The 18,884-nt window shown below is 74.7% G+C and carries 14 protein-coding genes; 7 read left to right on the forward strand and 7 right to left on the reverse strand.

The window, feature by feature from the left end:
• Nucleotides 1–154: 154 nt before the first annotated feature.
• Together cydD and C6N75_RS03615 are read left to right on the forward strand one after the other, a co-directional pair.
• Nucleotides 155–3,880 carry a thiol reductant ABC exporter subunit CydD gene (gene cydD, locus C6N75_RS03610; RefSeq protein ID WP_181160321.1) on the forward strand — a complete coding sequence of 1,242 codons (3,726 nt, stop codon included), beginning with the start codon at nucleotides 155–157 and terminating at the stop codon, nucleotides 3,878–3,880.
• Between the two features lie 234 nt (nucleotides 3,881–4,114).
• Complete coding sequence (locus C6N75_RS03615; RefSeq protein ID WP_105867366.1) at nucleotides 4,115–5,842, forward strand: sensor histidine kinase; 1,728 nt, start codon at nucleotides 4,115–4,117, stop codon at nucleotides 5,840–5,842.
• 182 nt (nucleotides 5,843–6,024) lie between these two features.
• Here C6N75_RS03615 and fabG read toward each other — a convergent pair whose 3' ends face one another.
• On the reverse strand, nucleotides 6,025–6,729 hold the full coding sequence (fabG, locus tag C6N75_RS03620) for a 3-oxoacyl-ACP reductase FabG (protein WP_105867367.1): 705 nt from the start codon (nucleotides 6,727–6,729) through the stop codon (nucleotides 6,025–6,027).
• A 351-nt stretch (nucleotides 6,730–7,080) separates the two neighbouring features.
• On the opposite strand from fabG, the gene C6N75_RS03625 reads away from it, so the two are divergent.
• From C6N75_RS03625 to C6N75_RS03635, 4 genes are all read left to right on the forward strand, one after another.
• On the forward strand, nucleotides 7,081–7,953 hold the full coding sequence (locus C6N75_RS03625; RefSeq protein WP_105867368.1) for an MmyB family transcriptional regulator: 873 nt from the start codon (nucleotides 7,081–7,083) through the stop codon (nucleotides 7,951–7,953).
• 40 nt (nucleotides 7,954–7,993) lie between these two features.
• Nucleotides 7,994–8,989, forward strand: a complete 996-nt coding sequence (locus C6N75_RS03630) for an MBL fold metallo-hydrolase (protein WP_105867369.1) — start codon at nucleotides 7,994–7,996, stop codon at nucleotides 8,987–8,989.
• 434 nt (nucleotides 8,990–9,423) lie between these two features.
• Nucleotides 9,424–9,549 carry a hypothetical protein gene (locus C6N75_RS31305; protein ID WP_258177206.1) on the forward strand — a complete coding sequence of 42 codons (126 nt, stop codon included), beginning with the start codon at nucleotides 9,424–9,426 and terminating at the stop codon, nucleotides 9,547–9,549.
• A gap of 75 nt (nucleotides 9,550–9,624) precedes the next feature.
• A complete protein-coding gene (locus C6N75_RS03635; RefSeq protein WP_258177207.1) occupies nucleotides 9,625–10,842 on the forward strand; it encodes a peptidoglycan DD-metalloendopeptidase family protein in 1,218 nt (405 codons plus the stop codon).
• Nucleotides 10,843–10,876: 34 nt separating this feature from the next.
• Here C6N75_RS03635 and C6N75_RS03640 read toward each other — a convergent pair whose 3' ends face one another.
• From C6N75_RS03640 to C6N75_RS03665, 6 genes are all read right to left on the reverse strand, one after another.
• On the reverse strand, nucleotides 10,877–11,704 hold the full coding sequence (locus tag C6N75_RS03640) for a Cof-type HAD-IIB family hydrolase (protein WP_105867370.1): 828 nt from the start codon (nucleotides 11,702–11,704) through the stop codon (nucleotides 10,877–10,879).
• Nucleotides 11,705–11,873: 169 nt separating this feature from the next.
• Entirely contained in the window at nucleotides 11,874–12,782 is a 909-nt protein-coding gene (locus C6N75_RS03645) for an LLM class flavin-dependent oxidoreductase (protein ID WP_105867371.1), read from the reverse strand.
• A gap of 114 nt (nucleotides 12,783–12,896) precedes the next feature.
• Complete coding sequence (locus tag C6N75_RS03650; RefSeq protein ID WP_105867372.1) at nucleotides 12,897–13,439, reverse strand: RNA 2'-phosphotransferase; 543 nt, start codon at nucleotides 13,437–13,439, stop codon at nucleotides 12,897–12,899.
• 125 nt (nucleotides 13,440–13,564) lie between these two features.
• Nucleotides 13,565–14,527: a MerR family transcriptional regulator gene (locus C6N75_RS03655; protein ID WP_105867373.1), complete on the reverse strand. Its 963-nt coding sequence runs from the start codon at nucleotides 14,525–14,527 to the stop codon at nucleotides 13,565–13,567.
• A 288-nt stretch (nucleotides 14,528–14,815) separates the two neighbouring features.
• On the reverse strand, nucleotides 14,816–16,666 hold the full coding sequence (locus C6N75_RS03660; protein WP_105867374.1) for an SDR family oxidoreductase: 1,851 nt from the start codon (nucleotides 16,664–16,666) through the stop codon (nucleotides 14,816–14,818).
• Nucleotides 16,663–17,541 carry a M24 family metallopeptidase gene (locus C6N75_RS03665; RefSeq protein WP_105867375.1) on the reverse strand — a complete coding sequence of 293 codons (879 nt, stop codon included), beginning with the start codon at nucleotides 17,539–17,541 and terminating at the stop codon, nucleotides 16,663–16,665. Before C6N75_RS03665 ends, C6N75_RS03660 begins: the two co-directional genes overlap by 4 nt.
• Nucleotides 17,542–17,871: 330 nt before the next feature.
• Here C6N75_RS03665 and C6N75_RS03670 point away from each other — a divergent pair, with 330 nt between their 5' ends.
• Complete coding sequence (locus C6N75_RS03670; protein ID WP_105867376.1) at nucleotides 17,872–18,855, forward strand: ABC transporter ATP-binding protein; 984 nt, start codon at nucleotides 17,872–17,874, stop codon at nucleotides 18,853–18,855.
• Nucleotides 18,856–18,884 lie beyond the last annotated feature (29 nt).

Consider the following 18,884-nt stretch of genomic DNA (forward strand, 5'->3'; position numbering starts at 1 on the left):
GAACCGGTGCGCCGGAGATGTTTCACGTGAAACATGACCGCTCAATGTTCCAGGTGACATCGTGCGCGGTGTTTCACGTGAAACATTCCGGTCGGCTCCGCCCCGTCCCCGGCACTGACCGCCACCGACTCCCACCACCGCCCACCGGCAGGGGATGTTTCACGTGAAACCGATCGACCCGCGACTGCTCCGCTACGCCCGGGCCACCCGCCTCTTCCTGGCGGCCGTGGTGGCACTCGGCGGCGTCGGCGCTCTGCTGGTCATCGCCCAGGCGATGCTCATCGCCGAGGTGGTGGTCGGCGCCTTCCAGCAAGACCTCGGTACCGGGGGCCTGGCCACTCCGCTGGTGCTCCTGGCGGCCACTGCCGCCGGCCGCGCCCTGGTGTCCTGGCTCACCGAGCTGGCCGCTCACCGGGCGAGCGCGGCCGTGAAGTCCGAACTGCGCGGAAAGCTGCTGGAGCGGGCGACCGTGCTCGGCCCGGGCTGGCTCAGCGGTCAGCGGGCCGGCTCCCTGGTGGCGCTCGCCCTGCGGGGCGTGGACGCGCTGGACGACTACTTCTCCCGCTACCTGCCCCAACTGGGGCTGGCCCTCGTCGTCCCGGTGGCGGTGCTGGCCCGGATCGTCACCGAGGACTGGGTCTCCGCCGCGATCATCGTGGGCACCCTGCCGCTGATCCCGATCTTCATGATCCTGATCGGATGGGCCACCCAGAGCCGGATGGATCGCCAGTGGAAGCTGCTGTCCCGGCTCTCCGGCCACTTCCTCGACGTGGTCGCCGGCCTGCCCACGCTGAAGGTCTTCGGCCGCGCCAAGGCGCAGGCCGAGGCGATCCGCACCATCACCTCCGAATACCGGCAGGCCACCCTCCGCACCCTGCGGATCGCCTTCCTGTCCTCGTTCGCGCTGGAACTGCTCTCCACGCTCTCGGTCGCCCTGGTCGCGGTCGGCGTCGGCATGCGCCTGGTCCACGGTGACCTGGACCTCTACACCGGCCTGGTCATCCTCATCCTGGCCCCTGAGGCATACCTTCCGCTGCGGCAGGTCGGCACCCAGTACCACGCGGCCGCCGAGGGCCTGGCCGCCGCGGAGGAGATCTTCGCCGTCCTGGAGACTCCGGCCGGCCGCGAGGCCGCGGGGGCCCAGGCGGCGGCCGCGGTGCCGGACGCTCCTCGGATCGTCCTGGACCGGGTGAGCGTGCGGCACCCCGGGCGCACCGAGCCCTCGCTACGCGAGACCTCGCTGGTGGTGGAGCCGGGGGAGACGCTGGCCCTGGTCGGGCCCAGCGGCGCCGGCAAGTCGACCCTGATGGACGCGGTGCTCGGCTTCGTGACCCCCGAGCCGCGACCGGACGGCGCCAGCGGCATCCGGATCGGCGGCACCGATCTGGCCGCACTCGACCTGGACCAGTGGCGGGCCCGGATCGCCTGGGTGCCGCAGCGGCCCTACCTGTTCGCCGGAACCATCGCCGACAACGTACGACTGGCGCGGCCCGACGCCGATGACGCGGCGGTGGCGGCGGCCCTGCGGGACGCGGACGCCGAGGACTTCGTCACCGCCCTGCCGGACGGGGCCCAGACGGTCCTCGGCGAGGACGGCGCCGGGCTCTCCGCCGGCCAGCGCCAGCGGCTCGCGCTGGCCCGGGCGTTCCTCGCCGACCGGCCGGTGCTGCTGCTCGACGAGCCTACCGCCGCCCTGGACGGCCGGACCGAGGAGGCCGTGGTGGCGGCGGTGCGCCGGCTCGCCGCCGACCGGACCGTGCTGCTGGTCGTCCACCGTCCGGCGCTGCTCGCGGTCGCCGACCGGGTGGTCACCCTGGACGCGCCCACCACCACGGCGGCGGTCACCGGCTCCGCTGCCACCGGGCGGCCGGCCGACAGCCCGCTGGACGACACCTTCACCGAGGCGTTCGGACTGGTCGGCGGGGTGGGCTCCCCGACGGGCGCCCGAACCGGCCCTACGGACACCGGCGCCCGAACCGGCCCCACGGGCACCGGCGCCCTGGACGCCGGGGACCTGCCCGACAATGGCGCGGAGCCGGCGGCCGGGGCCCGGGGCGGCACGGCCGACCCGCTCGCCCGCGTCCGGAGCACGGCCGGACGCCTGCGCGGCCGGCTGCTGCTCGCGCTGCTGCTCGGCAGCCTCGCCCTGGGCTGCGCGGTCGGCCTAATGGGCGTCTCCGGCTGGCTCATCTCACGCGCCTCCGAGCAGCCGCCCGTCCTCTATCTGATGGTCGCCGTCACCGCCACCCGCGCCTTCGGCATCGGCCGGGCCGTCTTCCGGTACGCCGAGCGGCTCATGTCGCACGACGCGGTGCTGCGGCTGCTGGCCGAGATGCGCGTGGGCGTCTACCGCCGACTGGAGCGGATCGCCCCGGCCGGGCTGCGCGGCCGGGGCCGCGGCGACCTGCTGACCCGGCTGGTCGACGACGTGGACGCGCTCCAGGACTACTGGCTGCGCTGGCTGCTGCCGGCCGGCACCGCCGTGGCCGTCTCCACCGCCGCGGTCGCCTTCACCGCCTGGCTGGTCCCGGCGGCCGGCGCCGCGCTCGCCGCCGGACTGCTCCTCGCCGGGGTGGCCGTACCGCTGCTGTCCGGCGCGGTCGCCCGCCGCGCCGAGGCCAGGCTCGCCCCCGCCCGCGGGGTGCTCGCCGGCCGGGTCGTGGACCTGCTGCGCGGCTGCGCCGAACTCACCGTGGCCGGCGCCCTGCGCGGCCGGATGGACCGGGCCCGCGCGGCCGACGGCGACCTCACTCGGATCGCCGCCCGGCAGGCCGCCGCCGGCGCGCTCGGCGCGGGCCTGTCCGCCCTGGTCACCGGGGTCACCGTGGCGGCCGCGGCACTGGCCGGAGTGGCGGCCGTCCATGACGGACGTCTCAGCGGCGTCGCCCTCGCCGTCGTCGTCCTCACGCCGCTCGCCGCGTTCGAGGCGGTCACCGGACTGCCCCTGGCCGTCCAGTACCGCCAGCGCGTCCGGCGCAGCGCCGAGCGGGTGTACGAGGTGATCGACGCGCCCCTGCCCGTACGGGAGCCCGAGCGGGCGGCCTCCGCGCCGGCGAGTCCGTTCCCCCTGGAGCTGGCCGGGGTCTCCGCCCGCCACCCCGGCGCCCACCGCGACGCCCTCACCGACGTGGAGCTGCGGCTGGACGCCGGACGCCGGATCGCGGTCGTCGGCCCTTCAGGCTCCGGCAAGACCACGCTCACCCAGGTGCTGCTGCGGTTCCTCGACCCCCACGAGGGCGCCTACCGGATCGGCTCCACGGACGCCGCCGGACTCGACGGGGACGCCGTCCGCCGCCTGGTCGGGCTCTGCGCGCAGGACGCCCACCTCTTCGACAGCTCCATCCGGGAGAACGTGAAGCTGGCCCGGCCGGACGCGAGCGACGACGAACTGCGCGACGCGCTCGCCCGGGCCCGCCTGCTGTCCTGGGCCGACAGCCTGCCGGACGGACTGGACACCCTGGTCGGCGAGCACGGCGCCCGACTCTCCGGCGGCCAGCGCCAACGCCTGGCGCTGGCCCGCGCCCTGCTGGCCGACTTCCCCGTCCTGGTGCTGGACGAGCCCGCCGAGCACCTCGACCTCGCCACCGCCGACGCGCTCACCGACGACCTGCTGCGCGCCACCCGGGGCCGGGCGACGGTGCTCATCACTCACCGGCTGCACGGGCTGGAGGCGGTGGACGAGGTGGTGGTGCTGGACGCCGGCCGGATCGTGCAACGCGGCCCCTACGCGCAGCTCGCCGCCACCGAAGGCCCCCTGCGCCGCATGCTGGCCCGGGAGCACGCCACCGACCGGCTGCCCGCCGCCACCCCGACGCGGACCCCGGCGCCCGGGTATGCCGCACGTGCCGAACGGGAGGACCACCGCGTCGGGACCGTGTAGACCGCAGCACGGGCACTGGATCCTCTCAAGGCCCGGTGCACGCGCCGGCGCCCACGGCCCGGCGTACACCGCACCCTCAGCGGCGCGGGGCCGCCATGGCTGTGGGCGGCCATGGAGGGGCGGCACCACCGCGGGCCGCATTCTCCGGACGCGGTCTCCGGACGCGATCTCCGGCCGCGGAGGACGGCCGCGGAGGACGAGCGCGGCGTCCCCGTGCTCACTACGCTCGGGGTCATGGCCGCACCCGAGCCGGAGCACCCCCGCCGCACCCGGTACGACCGCGACCCCGCCGCTCCCGGCGGGGGCAGCCGGGGTTCAGGGCCGGCGGACCGGGTGCCGCAGTTGCTGGACGCGATGCGCTGGGTCGGCACCGGGCTGGAGCGGCACGCCACCCTGGACCGGATCTGCCAGACCGCGGCCCAGCTCACCGGTGCCCGGTACGCGGCGATCGGCGTGGTCGACGCGGACGGCACCGGGCTGGCCGACTTCGTCACCTACGGCGTACCGGCGGAGACCGAGCGGGAGATCGGCCGCCGCCCGGACGGGCGCACCGGGCTGCTCGGTGCGCTCCTGCACCACCCCGAGCCGTTGCGCCTGGCCGATCTGACCACCGACCCGCGAGCCGCCGGCCTGCCCCCCGGGCACCCGCCGATGCGCAGCTTCCTCGGGGTGCCCATCCGCGTCCACGGCGAGGTCTTCGGCAACCTCTACCTGACCGAGAAGCGCGGCGGCGCCCGGTTCGACGAGGGCGACCTGCACACCGTGCAGGTGCTCGCCGCCGGCGCCGGGACGGCCATCGGCAACGCCCGGCTGTACGAGGCCGCCCGCCAGCGGGAGCGATGGATCGACGGCTCGGTGGCCGTGACCACGGCGCTGCTGTCCGGCGGCGACGCCGACGAGGCGCTCTCGGTGGTCGCCGAGCAGGTCCGCGCCCTGGCCGGAGCATCGGCCGGCATCGTCCTGCTGCCGGCCGCCGAGGGCGGTGGGCTGGAGGCCGTCGCCGTCTCCTGCGACGGGCCGCACTCCCTGCTGGGCGCGATCGCGGACGAGCGCAGCCCGGCCGTCGCGGCGGTGCTCGCCGGTGAGCCGGTGATCACCACCGACGCGGCGGGCGACCCGCGGACCGCCGGCACCCCGGTGGACCGGTTCGGCCCCGCCCTGCTGCTGCCGCTGCGCAGCGGCGACCGGGTGCTGGGCGCGCTGGCCGTGCCGCGGGTGCCCGGGGCAAGGCCGTTCACCGGGACCGAGCGCACCCTGGCCACCCGGTTCGCCTCCCAGGCCGCGGTGGCGCTGCGGGTGGCCGAGGCGCAGCGCGACCGGGAGCGGCTGGCCGTGCTGGAGGACCGGGACCGGATCGCCCGGGACCTGCACGACCTGGTCGTCCAGCGGCTGTTCACCGCCGGGATGACCCTGGAGAACGCCCAGCGCAGCTCGGCCGTGCCGGCCGTCCAGGACGGTGTCGGCCGGGCGGTCGACGAGTTGGACACCACCATCCAGGAGATCCGCACCGCCGTCTTCGCGCTCCAGCAGGGCCCGGCCGAGGCGCCGGCCGGACTTCGCACCCGGGTGCTGCGGGAGATCGCCATGGCGGCCGTCACGCTCGGCTTCACGCCGGCCCACCGGTTCACCGGGCCGGTGGACTCGGCGGTGTCCGAACCGACCGGCAAGAACCTGGTCGCCGCGCTGCGCGAGGCGCTGTCCAACGCCTACCGGCACGCGCGGGCGCACCGCGTCGAGGTCGTCGTCGACGCCTCCGCCGTCCTGCCCGGCGGCCGCCCCGGCGTGCGGCTCACCGTGGCGGACGACGGGGTCGGCATCCCGCCCGGCGGGCGGCGCAGCGGGTTGCGCAATCTGGCGCGGCGGGCGGAGTCGCTGGGCGGTTCCTGCCACTGCGGCCCCGGTCTCGGCGAGGACGGCGGCGGGACCTCCGTCGTCTGGGAGGCCCCGCTTCGTACCGCGTGACGGGGCCCGGCCAGGACGCCGGGACGCCGGGACGCCGAGACACCGGGAGGCGGGAGCGGCGACGCCGTGCGTGACCGGGCCCGGCCGGGCGCGGGCCCCGGGGGACAGGGAGCCGCGCGGCACCGGCGTGCCCGTGCCCTGTGCCCGCCGCGCCGCCTCGACCCCGGACCGCCGCCGGGGAGTCAGTGCCCCATGCCCGCCCCGCCGTCCACGGGGATCACCGCGCCGGTGATGTAGCCCGCGCCGTCGCCGGAGAGGAACGCGACGGCCTCGGCGATCTCCTCGGGACGGGCCAGCCGGCCCAGCGGGATCTGCTCGATGAGAGTCTGCCGCTGCTCGTCGGTGAGCCGCTCGCTCATCGCCGTCTCGGTCAGACCGGGCGCCACCACGTTGAAGGTGATCCCGCGCGAGCCCAGCTCCCGGGCCATGGAGCGGGCGAAGCCGACCAACCCGGCCTTGGAGGCGGCGTAGTTGGCCTGCCCGCTCTCGCCGCGCAGCGCCACGGCCGAGGATATGAGCACCACCCGGCCCTTCTTGGCCCGCAGCATGCCCCGCGTCGCGCGCTTGACCACCCGGAAGGCGCCGGTGAGGTTGGTGTCGACGACGGAGGCGAAGTCGTCCTCGCTCATGCGCATCAGCAACTGGTCCCGAGTGACGCCCGCACTGGCGACCAGCACCTCCACCGGGCCGTGCTCCGCCTCGACCTTCCCGAAGGCGGCGTCGACCTGCTCGCTGTCGGTGATGTCGCACGTCACCGCCAGGAGCCCCTGGGGTGGCTCCCCGGTGCGGTAGGTGACGGCCACACGGTCGCCGGCGGCCTCCAGCTTGCGCGCGATGGCCAGGCCGATGCCGCGGCTGCCGCCGGTGATCAGGACTGAACGTGACACGGGTTGCCCTCTCTGGTCTGAACGGGGTGCCGTCGTAGTCAACCAGTGGCCCTCCGCGGCCGAACACCCCGACCGGCATGTGACGGCAAACGATCTGACCAGTTCTCGACTGTGACGGTAGGGTGACTGTTCGAGCATTCACCGCAGTTGACATCTCGACGTTTCACCGCAGTCGACGCATTTCGGCGGCCGCTGCGGAAGCCGGCGCCGCCTCGGACCGCAGCGGCGGTGCGCGCCGCTGCTGACGAGGGCGGGACGGGGAGGGACAAGCGTGCAGCGCACCGGCCCGAACTCCCCCTGCCCACGAGGCCCCGGCGGCCGCATCGCGGCTCCACAGGAGGAGATCCCCAGGTGAACAACAAGGAGGCCCTGCAGCAGCTCCTGCGCTGGAAGCGCCAGCAGATCGACCCGGCCGAGCTCGGCTGGCTGCGGCGCAGCGGACGCGGACGGCGCTCCAAGGGGCTGTCCCAGGCTCAGGTGGCCCAGGCGCTGTACGTCTCCGAACGCACCTACGCCGACCTGGAGCGCGGTGACACGGCCGCCCCCAGCACCGACTTCCTGGACAGCGTCGCCAAGGTACTGCGGATGGAGGAGCGCGAGCGCTCCGCCCTCTACGTGTACTCCCTGGGCTACGAGCCTCCCATCCCCATGGACCCCACCGCCGGCACCAACGTCGCACCGGCCTGGCAGCACGCCGTCAGCAACGTCTCCGGGCAGCCCTGCTACATCAACGACGTCGCCTGGAACGTGCTGGCCGCCAACGACGACTTCATCCGGATGTTCCCGCAGGCCCCGGGCGAGCCGCCGCGGCTGCCCGAGCAGAACCTCATCCGCTGGATGCTGCTGCGCGAGGACGCCCGCGAGCACCACCTGGTCGACTGGGAGAAGCGGTGGGCCGAGCCGGTCGCCGCCCAACTGCGTACCGCCGTGGCCGCCCGGCCCGACAGCGAGGAACTCCAGCAGCTCGACCAGGAGGTCAACGACGACCCCGTCGCCGGGCCCATCTACCGCAACCACAGCGTCGCCTACGTCCATCCCGACGGCGACTCCCGGCGGATGCGGCACGCCGGCTTCGTCCCGCAGGACGGCGCCGAGGACACCAGGGACCGCTGCTGCGACCGGCACACCCGCTCCCAGCTCGGCATGGTGACGATGTGCGCGGCGCAGCCCTTCGGCAGCCCGGGGGCGCGGTTCTTCCTGCTCGTCTTCCAGCCGCACGGCTGAGGACGCCCGCCCCGGGGCCGCCGGGTCACAATGTCTGCTCATGGAACCCACTGCGCACATCCGACAGGTCGTTCCGGGCGTTCACATGTGGCAGCCGGACGGGGATGCGACCTGGGGCCTTGCCAACTGCGGCCTGATCGCCTTCGGTGACGAGGCGCTGATCGTCGACACCCCCTACACGCCCGGTCTCACCGACGCCTTCCTGGCCGCGGCCCGGGCGGTCGCCCCGGGCGCCGCACCGGACCGGCTGGTCGTCACGCACGCCAACGGCGACCACACCTGGGGCAGTCAGCGGCTGCCGGGCGCCGAGATCATCGCGACCCGCGCCACACTGGAGCACCAGTGCCTGGAGCCGACCCCGGCCCAACTGCACGCGGCGGTCAACGACACCGACCCGGACGACCCCCTCGGCTGGTACTTCCGCCGCCACTTCGGCCGGTTCGACTTCTCCGGCATCACGGTCCTGCCGCCCACGACGACGTTCAGCGGACGGCAGGACCTGGCGGTCGGCGGGACGAGCGTGGAGCTGTACGAGGTCGGCCCCGCGCACACCGTCGGCGACCTCGTCGTCCATCTGCCCGAGCAGCGGACCGTCTTCGCCGGGGACATCGTCTTCGCCGGCGACCACCCCTCGCACTGGGCCGGCCCGCTGGCGCGCGTCGCCGCCGCCTGCCGCCGGATCCTGGACCTCGACCCGGAGTGGATCGTCCCCGGCCACGGCCCGCTGCTCACCGCCGACGGGCTGCGCTCCTACCTCGGCTACCTCGACGACCTCGCCACCCAGGCCAGGGTGGCGCACGGCCGGGGCATGAGCGCGCTGGAGACGGCGCACCGGCTCATCGAGGAGGACCGCTACCCTGGACTCGGCCTACCGGAACGGCTCGCGATCACCCTCAGCACCGAGTTCCGCCACCTCGACGGCGACGACACCCCGCCGGACCTGCTCGCGCTGATGGAGCACGCCGCCCGGATCGCCTGGACCCGCGACGCGCCGCCCGAGGAGACCCGCCAGGAGGAAGCCGCCCGGCTGCCCTGACCTCCAGCCTCCGGCTCATACCTCGTCCACCCCCCGTAGGGAAGCCCTTCTACCGGAAGTCGAATTTCCTGAGCCCGGTTTTCCGGAAGTCGGACTGACGGAAGGAACCCCTCCTGGCCAATCGGCCACCGCTGGAGAAGCATCGACGGCGGATCCGGAACCCGACGGTCACGTGCGATCGCCTCTCGCGTACCGCCGGCGTCACGGAGCCGGCCCGGGCGGTGCCCGGGCCGACAACGGGGGAACCTCCCTCCGCGCCCGTCGCGACGGACGCGGAGGGAGGGACCGGACGGCAGCCGGCCAAAGTCCCCTGCGAAACGCCCGTGCCCCGGTCGAGGGAACGGCTCTGGTCCGGTCGGCCCCATGACACCGCTGACACCGCCCGATTGCCGCGCTTCCGCGGCCGGCGGCGGGACCATCCCAGGATGTTCGCCGTGGCGCTGTCCCTCTTGCTCGTCCTGCTCCCCCGCCCGACCGCCCCCGCCGGCGCGGGCGGTCCGGCCGCCGAGGTGACCAGGCTGTACGCAGAGGCCGCGCGGGCCACCGAGGCGTACGAGTAGGGGCGCCGCCAGGCCGCCGTCCAACGGGCGCTCGCCGGGCGGTTGGACCGGGAGCGGGCCGCCCAGCGCCGTACGGTGGACGACCTGCACGACCGGGTCGGCGCACTCGCCCGGGGCCAGTACCGCACCGGCGGCGCCCTGGCGCTCACCGCCCGGCTGCTCACCTCCGACGACCCGGACAGCGCGGTACGCGGCGAGCAGGCGGCCCGCAGGGTGCAGCGCGCGGTGGCGGTGCTGCTGGCCGACACCCGCACCGCCGAGCGGCGACTGGCCCGGGCGGAGGACGCGGCCCGAGCGGCCTGGCGGCGAACGCATGCGCGCCAGGCGAGGCTGGGGGTGATCCGCCAGGGGGTCGAGGCGCGGCTGGAGCGGGCGGAGTCGCGGCTGCGGACGGCGGCGGAGGGCTGGCGCACCGCGCGTCCCTGCGCCACCGCTGCCCCTGTCCGCCCCGCCCCGCGGCGCGAGCCGGCCCCGAAGCTGTCCTCGATGCCGTTGCCGGAGCCGTTCCCGGAGTCGGGCCCGATCCGGCTGTCCCCGCCGTTCCCTGACTCCGGGGCTTCGGCCGCCGCTCCCGGACCGGCCCCGTCCACCACGGGTGCCCCCGGGGACGTCTCGGTGGACCTGCCGCCGCCGGCCGTACCCCTCGCGATGCCCGCACGGCCCTCCGTACCGCTGCCCGACGACGTACCGGTCCGGGAGCCGCGGCCGCCGCAGATCCGGGCCGGGGCCGAGGCCGCACCGGGTGCCGGTCCTGGCGCGCCCGACGGTCCTTGGGCGGCCCCCGCCGCACCTCCGTCCGCGGCCGGCGGTCCGCGCACCGGGTCCGCCGCGAGCGCCGACAGCCCTGCGGGAAGGGCCGGCGGCAGTGCGGCGCGGCCCGCCTGGGTGGCGCCGGTCGAGCGGTACACGCTGTCCGCGGGCTTCGCCGACGCCGGCGCGCACTGGGCGCACCGGCACACCGGTCAGGACTTCGCGGTCGATCCCGGCACCACCGTGCGGTCCATCGGCCCGGGGCGGGTCCACTCGGTCTCCTGCGGAGGCCCGTTCGGCGTGGAGGTGGTGGTGCGGCACCCGGGCGGCTGGTACGCGCAGTACGCCCATCTCGCCTCGCCGGGCGTGCGCCCCGGCCAGCGGGTCACCACGGGCCAGGCGATCGCGCGCTCCGGCGACACCGGCAACTCCACCGGTCCGCACCTGCACTTCGAGGTGCGGTTGACCCCCTACGCGGGCTCCGCGGTGCACCCGGTCCGGTGGCTGGCCGAGCACGGCGTCCTGCTGCGCCCGGTCGCCTGACCTTCCGCTCTTCGGTACGCCGGGTCGGGCGGGGTCAGGCCGGGGCGGCGAGCAGGTCCTCGATGACCCGCGCCACGCCGTCGTCGTTGTTGGCGACGGTACGGCCGGACGCGGCGGCGACCACGTCCGGGTGGGCGTTGCCCATGGCGTAGGAGCGGCCGGCCCAGGACAGCATCTCGATGTCGTTGGGCATGTCGCCGAAGGCGACCACCTCGTCGGCGGAGATGCCGCGCTCGGCGCAGCACAGCGCGAGCGTGCTGGCCTTGGAGACTCCGAGGCCGCTCACCTCCAGCAGGGCGGTGGGGCTGGAGCGGGTGATGTTCGCGCGGTCGCCGGCGGCGGTGCGGGCCAGGGTGAGGAAGGCGTCCGGATCCAGCTCCGGGTGGAGGGCGAGCAGTTTCAGCACCGGGTCGCCGGAGCCGGGCTCGTCCTCGTGCAGCAGCTTCTCGGCGAGCGCGATGGAGCCCGCGGTGTCCAGGTAGAACGGCGGGTAGTCGGGCTCGTAGTGGACGCCGGAGGTGAGGTCCACGGCGAACGAGGTGCCGGGCGCCTCCCGCCGCAGGGTGTGGACGACGTCCAGCGCGACCTGGCGCTCCAGCGGCCGGGTCTCCAGCAGGGAGCCGCCGGCGTGCAGATCCACCACGGCCGCGCCGTTGGCGCAGATGGCGAGCCCGTGGCCGTGCACGTGGTCGGCGACCACGCCCATCCAGCGGGCCGGCCGCCCGGTGACGAAGAAGACCTCGATGCCCTCCTGCTCGGCGGCCGCCAGGGCGGCGACGGTGCGGTCCGAGACCGACTTGTCGTCGCGCAGCAGCGTTCCGTCGAGGTCGGTGNNCGAGGTCGGTGTGGTCACGCGCCCCATTCTCCCGCACCCGTCCGCACGTGCGTGCAGGATCCCGCACATCTGAGCCACTCGTGTGATCGACAGTGTCCGTTTCGGAACGCACTGTGCTCGCGTGTCGGGTAGCGATCGACCACGGGTGACCGTTCCCGCGGTCATCCGTGGTGATTCAGCTGCGGCGGCGGAAGTGTCAGGCCTGTCCGCCGTAGCCCAGTTGAGCCGGGGCCTCGGTGGCGATCTTCTCGAAGACGGCCTGGTCGGCGGCGAAGTCCGAGTCCGGGATGGGCCAGTGGACGACGAGCTCGGTGAACCCCAGCTCCTGGTGACGGCCGGCGAAGTCCACGAAGGCGTCCACGGACTGGAGCGGACCGGTCCGCTCCGGGGTGAAGCCGGTGAGCAGGATCCTGTCCAGGTCGGCGGCGTCGCGCCCTGCCTCCGCGCAGGCCGCGCCCAGCCGGCCGAGCTGGTCGCGCAGCGCCTCGGCGGACTGCTCCGGCGTCCCCGCCTCGTACAGCTTCGGGTCTCCGGTGGTCACCCAGGCCTGCCCGTACCGCGCGGCGAGCCTCAGCCCGCGCGGCCCGGTGGCCGCGACCGCGAACGGCAGCCGGGGGCGCTGGACGCAGCCGGGGATGTTGCGGGCCTCGTCGGCGGAGTAGAAGACGCCCTCGTGCGACACGGCGTCCTCGGTCAGCAGCCTGTCCAGCAGGGCGGTGAACTCGGCGAAACGGTCGGCCCGCTCGCGCGGCGTCCACGGCTCCTGCCCGAGCGCCGTGGCGTCGAACCCGGTGCCGCCGGCCCCGATGCCGAGGGTGACGCGCCCGCCGGAGACGTCGTCGAGCGAGATCAGCTCCTTGGCGAGCGTCACCGGGTGGCGGAAGTTGGGCGAGGTCACCATCGTGCCCAGGCGCAGCTTGGTGGTGGCGGTCGCCGCCGCGGTCAGCGTCGGGATCGCGCCGAACCAGGGCCCGTCGCGAAAGGTCCGCCAGGACAGGTGGTCGTAGGTGTAGCCGGCGTGGAAACCGAGGTCTTCGGCCCGCCGCCAGGTCTGCTGTCCTTCGGCCCACCGGTGGATGGGGAGGATCACGGTACTGAGGCGCATGGGGCCGACCCTACGCCCGGCCCGTCGCCCCGACCGCCGTCTGCCGTCTGCCGTCTGCCGTCGTCGGCGCTCGGGGGCGCACGGGGGCGCACGGAGGGCGCTCGCGGGCCGTGGTCAGCCGCGGAGGCGCAGATAGGCGGCGGGGACGGCGTCGGTGAGCCAGACGCCGTTGGCGCTGACGAGGAAGACGTGTCCGTCGCGGTGCATCGCGCCGGCGTCCACAGTCAGCACGACGGGCCGGCCGCGCCGCGCCCCCACCCGGGTGGCGGTCTCGCGGTCGGGGGAGAGATGGACGTGGTGCCGGGCCATCGGCCGCAGCCCGTCGGCCCGGATGGCGTCGAGGTTCCGGGCGACGGTGCCGTGGTAGAGGTACGCGGGCGGGGTGGCGGGTGCCAGGTCGAGGTCGACCCGCACGGTGTGGCCCTGGTTGGCCCTGATGCGGTCGCCGTCGATGGTGAAGCGCTGCTTGTCGTTCTCGGCGACCACGTGGACGAGCTCGGCGCGGGTGAGGGGCATGCCGTGGAGTGCGGCCGCCGCGATGAGTGCGTCGATCGCGACCCAGCCCTGCGGGTCGAGGGTGAGGCCGATACGGGCGGGCTGGTGGCGCAGATGCCGGGAGAGGTACTTCGACACCTTCACGGTGCGTCTGTCGTCCATCGGGGCAGTGTGCCAGGGCTCACAGGGAACGTCCCGTGATTTTTGCCTCCGAGAGGTTTGATCCACAGGTAACGGGCCTTATCCACAGAGCAGTTGTGGATCACTGTGGACAACCGGACGCCCTGTCAGTCGGATTGTCCAACTTCCGGGCCGGTGTGGCCGGTGGCCGTGACCCGTGGGGCGAGGGCGTCCAACCTCCTTGTCTGCAACTCCCGTTCGACGGCGGCGGTCACGAACGCCGACGCGTGCGTCGCTCCCACGAGCCGGGTCACCGCCTCGACCGTGCCCGAGGGCAGGGCCATCAGCCGGTCCTCGCCCTCCCGCGGCGGCCCCTGCGGCGGTCCTGGGGTGGCCAGTTGCCGCTGGAGGTGGCGGGTGGCCAGCGTCCGCATGGCGCGCGCCAGTTCCGCGTCCACGGTCTGCTGCGCCAGTGGCCGGAGGCGCCGCACCAACGCCGCGGCCTCCGCCGCGTCGGCGTCGGTCGGCGGCCGCCGGTCCAGATAGCGGGCGAAGACGTGCTCGGTGGTGAACTCCAGGAAGCGCCCCGCGATGTGTTCGACCTGGCCGCGCAGCTCCCGCAGGTGCCCGGAGATCGCCGTCAGCGGCACCCCCGCCGCGTACAGCTCCACAGCGACGGCCAGTTCCTGCGGGCTGGGCACCACGAACTCGTCGTCCCGCCCGGGCACCCGCTCCAGCACGCCCAGCTCGACGGCCTCCCGTACGGCGTCCTCGTCGGGCGTCCCGCCGAAGGCAGCGTCGAGGTCGGCCCGGGTGATGCGGTCGGCCTGCTCGTCGGTCCACGGCCCGTGCACCTCGGCGACGAGGCCCAGCACCCCGCCCAGCCCTCGCCCCGCGTCCCACGCCTCCAACAACTCCCTGATGGAGGCGAGGGTGTAGCCGCGCTCCAGCAGATCAGCGATCTGCCGGAGCCGGGCGAGGTGCTCGTCGCCGTAGACGTTGGCCCGCCCGCGCCGCTCCGGCTTCGGCAGCAAGCCGCGGTCCTGGTACGCGCGGATCGTGCGGACGCTGGCGCCACTGACGTGCGCCAGATCCTCGATCCGGTACTCCGCCCGTTCCTCCACATCCACTCCCTCAGCGCCTCCGGACCGCCCGCCGGCCCCGGAGCCGACCGTAACCCGGCTCGCCGCATCCACTCCTCCCCCGGCCCGCGGCCGCCGGTCCGCAACCCGGGCCCCGTGGCCGCCGGTCCGCAGCCCGGGCCCCGGGCACGCTGGTTGGCAGCCCGGGCCCCGCGGCCGCTGGTTCGCAACCCGGGCCCTTCGCGGCTCGTGCCTAGGCTCCCGGAAGCCGTGCTGCTCACGGCTCGCGTCCGCGGAGGTCCCGGTCCGCCTCCGGCACGGTCGGCGCGCCGCTGCTCAGAACCGCGGCTTCACCCGGGCCAGGGCTCGCAGGGCGCCCGGCGCCAGTCGGCCGAGCAGGCGGGCGGCGCGGGCCTCCGGGGTCACCGGGACCACCGCTTCGTTGCGTGCCACCGCCCGCAGGATCGCGTCCGCCACCTTCTCCGGGGGGTAGTTGCGCAGCCCGTACAGGCGGGCCGAGCTGCGCTGCCGCCGCCGCTCCTCCTCCGCCGACACCCCCGCGAACGTCGCCGAGGAGGTGATACCGGTGTTGACGATCCCCGGGCAGATCGCCGTCACCCCGATGGAACGATGGGCCAGCTCGGCCCGCAGGCACTCGCTGAGCATCAGCACCGCCGCCTTGGAGGTGCTGTACGCCGGCAGCGCACGCGACGGCAGATACGCCGCCGCCGAGGCGATGTTCACGATGTGGCCGCCCTGGCCGCGCTCGGCCATCTGCCGGCCGAAGAGCCGGCAACCGTGGATCACCCCCCACAGGTTGACGTCCAGGACCCTGCGCCACTCCTCCGCAGAGGTGTCCAGGAAGGCGCCGGACACCCCGATCCCGGCGTTGTTGACCAGCACGTCGACCGTGCCGTACGCGGCGGCGACCCGCTCGGCGAGCTTCTCCATCGCCTGCTCGTCGGAGACGTCCGCCTCCTCGGCCCACGCCTCGGGCGCGCCGACCAGTTGGGCCATCTCGGCCGTCCGGGCCGCGCCCAGGGCGTCCCGGTCCACCGCCACCACCCGCGCCCCGGCCTCCGCGAACGCGAAGGCCGTCGCCCGCCCGATGCCGCTCGCCGCGCCGGTGACCAGCACCAGTCGCCCGCCGAAGCGGTCCGCGTACGGCCGGCCCGCCGCGACGGGCGCCGGCAGCTCGGCCCCCGGCTCCTCGTGCGCGGTGACGAACTCCGCGATCCACCCGGCGAGCTGGTCCGGCCGGGTCCGGGGCACCCAGTGCTTGGCGTCCAGCGTGCGGCGCACCAGTTGCGGGGCCCAGCGGTCCAGGCCGTCGTAGAGCCGCTCGGAGAGGAACGCGTCCCCGGTGGGGGTGATCAACTGCACCGGGACATGGGCGTACGCGTCCGGGCGCGGCCTGCGCAGCCGGGGGCGGACGTTGTCCCGGTACAGCCAGGCGCCGTGGGCCGCGTCCTGCGGCAGCGAGGACGTCGGATAGCCGTCGGCCGGGGTCTTCTCCAGCTTCTGCACGAGCGCGGGCCAACGCCGGCCGAGCGGGCCGCGCCAGGCCAGCTCCGGCAGCGCCGGGGTGTGCAGCGCGTACACGTACCAGGACTTCGCGCCCTGTCCGAGCAGCTGGCCGAGCGCGCGCGGGGTCGGGCGGGTCATCCGCCGCTTGATCCAGTGTCCGAAGTGGTCCAGCGACGGTCCGGACATCGAGGTGAGGGAGGCGATACGGCCCTCGGTTCGTCGCACCGTCGCGAACTCCCACGCCTGCACCGAGCCCCAGTCGTGCCCCACCACGTGCACCGGCCGGTCCGGGCTCACGGCCGCCGCCACCGCGAGGAAGTCGTCCGTCAGCTTCTCCAGCGTGAAACCGCCGCGCAGCGGCGTGGGCGCGGTGGACCGCCCGTGGCCGCGTACGTCGTAGAGCACCACGTGGAAGCTCTCGGCCAGACGGTGGGCGACCTCGGCCCATACCTCCTTGCTGTCCGGATAGCCGTGCACCAGCACCACCGTGGGCCGGGCGGCGCCCCCCAGCTCGGCGACGCACAGCTCGACCCCACCGGTACGCACCACCCGCTCCCGGGCTCCGCGCAACAGGCCCGCCGCGCCCGCGTCCACCACGCCGCCCTTGTCCGGGCCGCCCTTGTCCGGACCGTCCACCGGGCCGCTTCCCCGCGCCGTCATCGAACCGCCTCCCAGCGCCGCACATGCGGCAGATCGTCGTCGAGCCAGAATGCGCTCTGCTCGGGATCCCGGGAGTCGGTGACCACCAGGAGCTCCTCGAACTTGGCGCCCGTACCCCGGAAGCCGAGGTGCGGTTCGACCGCCCACAGTCCGGGCTGCGGCGGGTGGTCGGAGAAGGTGTACGGCGACCACAGCGGGGACCAGCCGTCGCGGTGCCCGTGCAGGGCGTCGCTCGCCAGGCCGCGCAGGGCCTGGGCGCCGAACCCGAACAGCGTCGGCGACCAGCGCCGCCGCCGCACCGTCCCCACCTTGTGAGCGATCACCCCGAAGGGGTAGGCGCGGTGCCGGTTGGCGTACCCCTGCCGCACCGTCAGCCGGTCCACGTCCTCGTACACCTCCCGCAGGGTCCTGCGTTCGCGCACTTCCCGCAGGATCAGCTCACGGTGCTCCCTCAGGTCGTCGAGCATTCGGTCGTGCAGCGGGTTGAGCCCCAGCGAACCGGAGTAGCCGACGTCGGCGGTGAAGCCCCGGTACACCGGGGCCAGGTCCAGGATGAACGGCATCCCGGGCTCCAGCTTCCGGTCGGTGGGGAAGAACTGCAGCGGTATCCGGAAGCCTGCGAACGCCGTGCGGTCGCCGAACCAGGCGAATGGCAGATGGAACCAGTCGCGCACCCCGCGCTCGCGCAGCCACTCGCGCTGCATCCGGGCCGCCTCGCGCTCCGTCACCCCGGGAGAGAGCCGGGCCGCGACGGCCTCGGCGCAGTCATAAGCGAGCCGCTGCACCGCGCGGAAGCCGTCCAGCCCGGCCGCCGCCGGCGCTCTCGCGCCGCCGGTCACCGGCGGTGCCGTGGCCGCCCTGATCGTGGAAGTCATGCCATCCGCCCGCCCTCGTCGTCTCCGGATGCCGACCGGGCCGTCGCCGCACCTGCACCGCCCGGCCGATAGTGCCACTGATGAATGTGACAATGCCTGGCGGCGGCGTCAAGGGCCGCGCATCAGCCTGTGGATAACTCGGCGAAGCGGGGGAACCGCGTCCCGCTGCAGGCGATGTTTCACGTGAAACATCGCCGGTGCCGCCGTGACCGCCGGCCGCGGCGGGGCCCCGCCGCCCCTACGGGTCTCTACGCCTGGAGGCGGACCCCGATCCCCCCATCAGGTCTGACGACGGGTGTGGCCCAGGCCACTACCGTCGTCTCTGTGACTGTGATCGCTACCGAGAGCCTCACCAAGCGGTTCCCCCGGGTGACCGCCCTCGATCGGCTCTCCCTCGACATCGGACCGGGTGTGACCGGGCTCGTCGGCGCCAACGGGGCCGGCAAGTCAACCATGATCAAGATCCTGCTCGGGCTTTCTCCGGCCACCGAGGGGCGCGCCGAGGTCCTCGGTCTGGACGTGGCCACCAGCGGCGGCGAGATCCGCGAGCGGGTCGGCTATATGCCCGAGCACGACTGCCTGCCGGCGGACGTCTCGGCCACCGAACTCGTCGTCCACATGGCTCGCATGTCCGGGCTGCCGCCCGCCGCGGCCCGTGAGCGTACCGCCGACACCCTGCGCCATGTCGGGCTCTACGAGGAGCGCTACCGGCCCATCGGTGGCTACTCCACCGGTATGCGCCAGCGCGTCAAGCTCGCTCAGGCGCTGGTGCACGACCCCAAGCTGGTGCTGCTGGACGAGCCGACCAACGGCCTCGACCCGGTCGGCCGGGACGAGATGCTGGGCTTGATCCGGCGGGTGTGGACCGACTTCGGGATCTCCGTGCTGGTCACCTCCCACCTGCTCGGCGAGCTGGAGCGGACCTGCGACCATGTCGTCGTCATCGACGGCGGCACGCTCCTGCGTTCCAGCTCCACCAGCGACTTCACCCAGGCCACCGCCACCCTCGCGATCGAGGTCACCGACAGCGACCGCCACCCGGACGGGACGGCCGCCCTGCGCGAGGCGCTCACCGCCGCCGGGCTCGCCCTCCACGCCGGCACCGAGGAAGGACTCCCGGGCGCCGGCCACATCCTGCTCCTGGACGCCAAGGGCGAGGGGACCTACGACATCGTGCGCGACACCGTCGCCGACCTCGGCCTCGGTCTGGTCCGCATGGAACAGCGCCGCCACCGCATCGCCGAGGTGTTCCGCCCGGCCGACGCCGCGGCCCCGGCCGCGGACCAGCCCGCCCAGGAGGTGCAGCCCCGGTGAACCACGACGACCGGACCCCCGCCCATCCC

Source organism: Streptomyces solincola (assembly GCF_002982015.1).
GTDB lineage: Bacteria > Actinomycetota > Actinomycetes > Streptomycetales > Streptomycetaceae > Streptomyces > Streptomyces solincola.

Bases quoted from the DNA above. Each gene is read 5' to 3' on its own strand.
- C6N75_RS03650 (WP_105867372.1), bottom strand. From the start codon at position 13,439: ATGGACGACAGACGCACCGTGAAGGTGTCGAAGTACCTCTCCCGGCAT.
- C6N75_RS03660 (WP_105867374.1), bottom strand. From the start codon at position 16,666: ATGACGGCGCGGGGAAGCGGCCCGGTGGACGGTCCGGACAAGGGCGGC.
- C6N75_RS03630 (WP_105867369.1), top strand. From the start codon at position 7,994: ATGGAACCCACTGCGCACATCCGACAGGTCGTTCCGGGCGTTCACATG.
- cydD (WP_181160321.1), top strand. From the start codon at position 155: ATGTTTCACGTGAAACCGATCGACCCGCGACTGCTCCGCTACGCCCGG.
- C6N75_RS03645 (WP_105867371.1), bottom strand. From the start codon at position 12,782: ATGCGCCTCAGTACCGTGATCCTCCCCATCCACCGGTGGGCCGAAGGA.
- C6N75_RS03615 (WP_105867366.1), top strand. From the start codon at position 4,115: ATGGCCGCACCCGAGCCGGAGCACCCCCGCCGCACCCGGTACGACCGC.
- C6N75_RS03665 (WP_105867375.1), bottom strand. From the start codon at position 17,541: ATGACTTCCACGATCAGGGCGGCCACGGCACCGCCGGTGACCGGCGGC.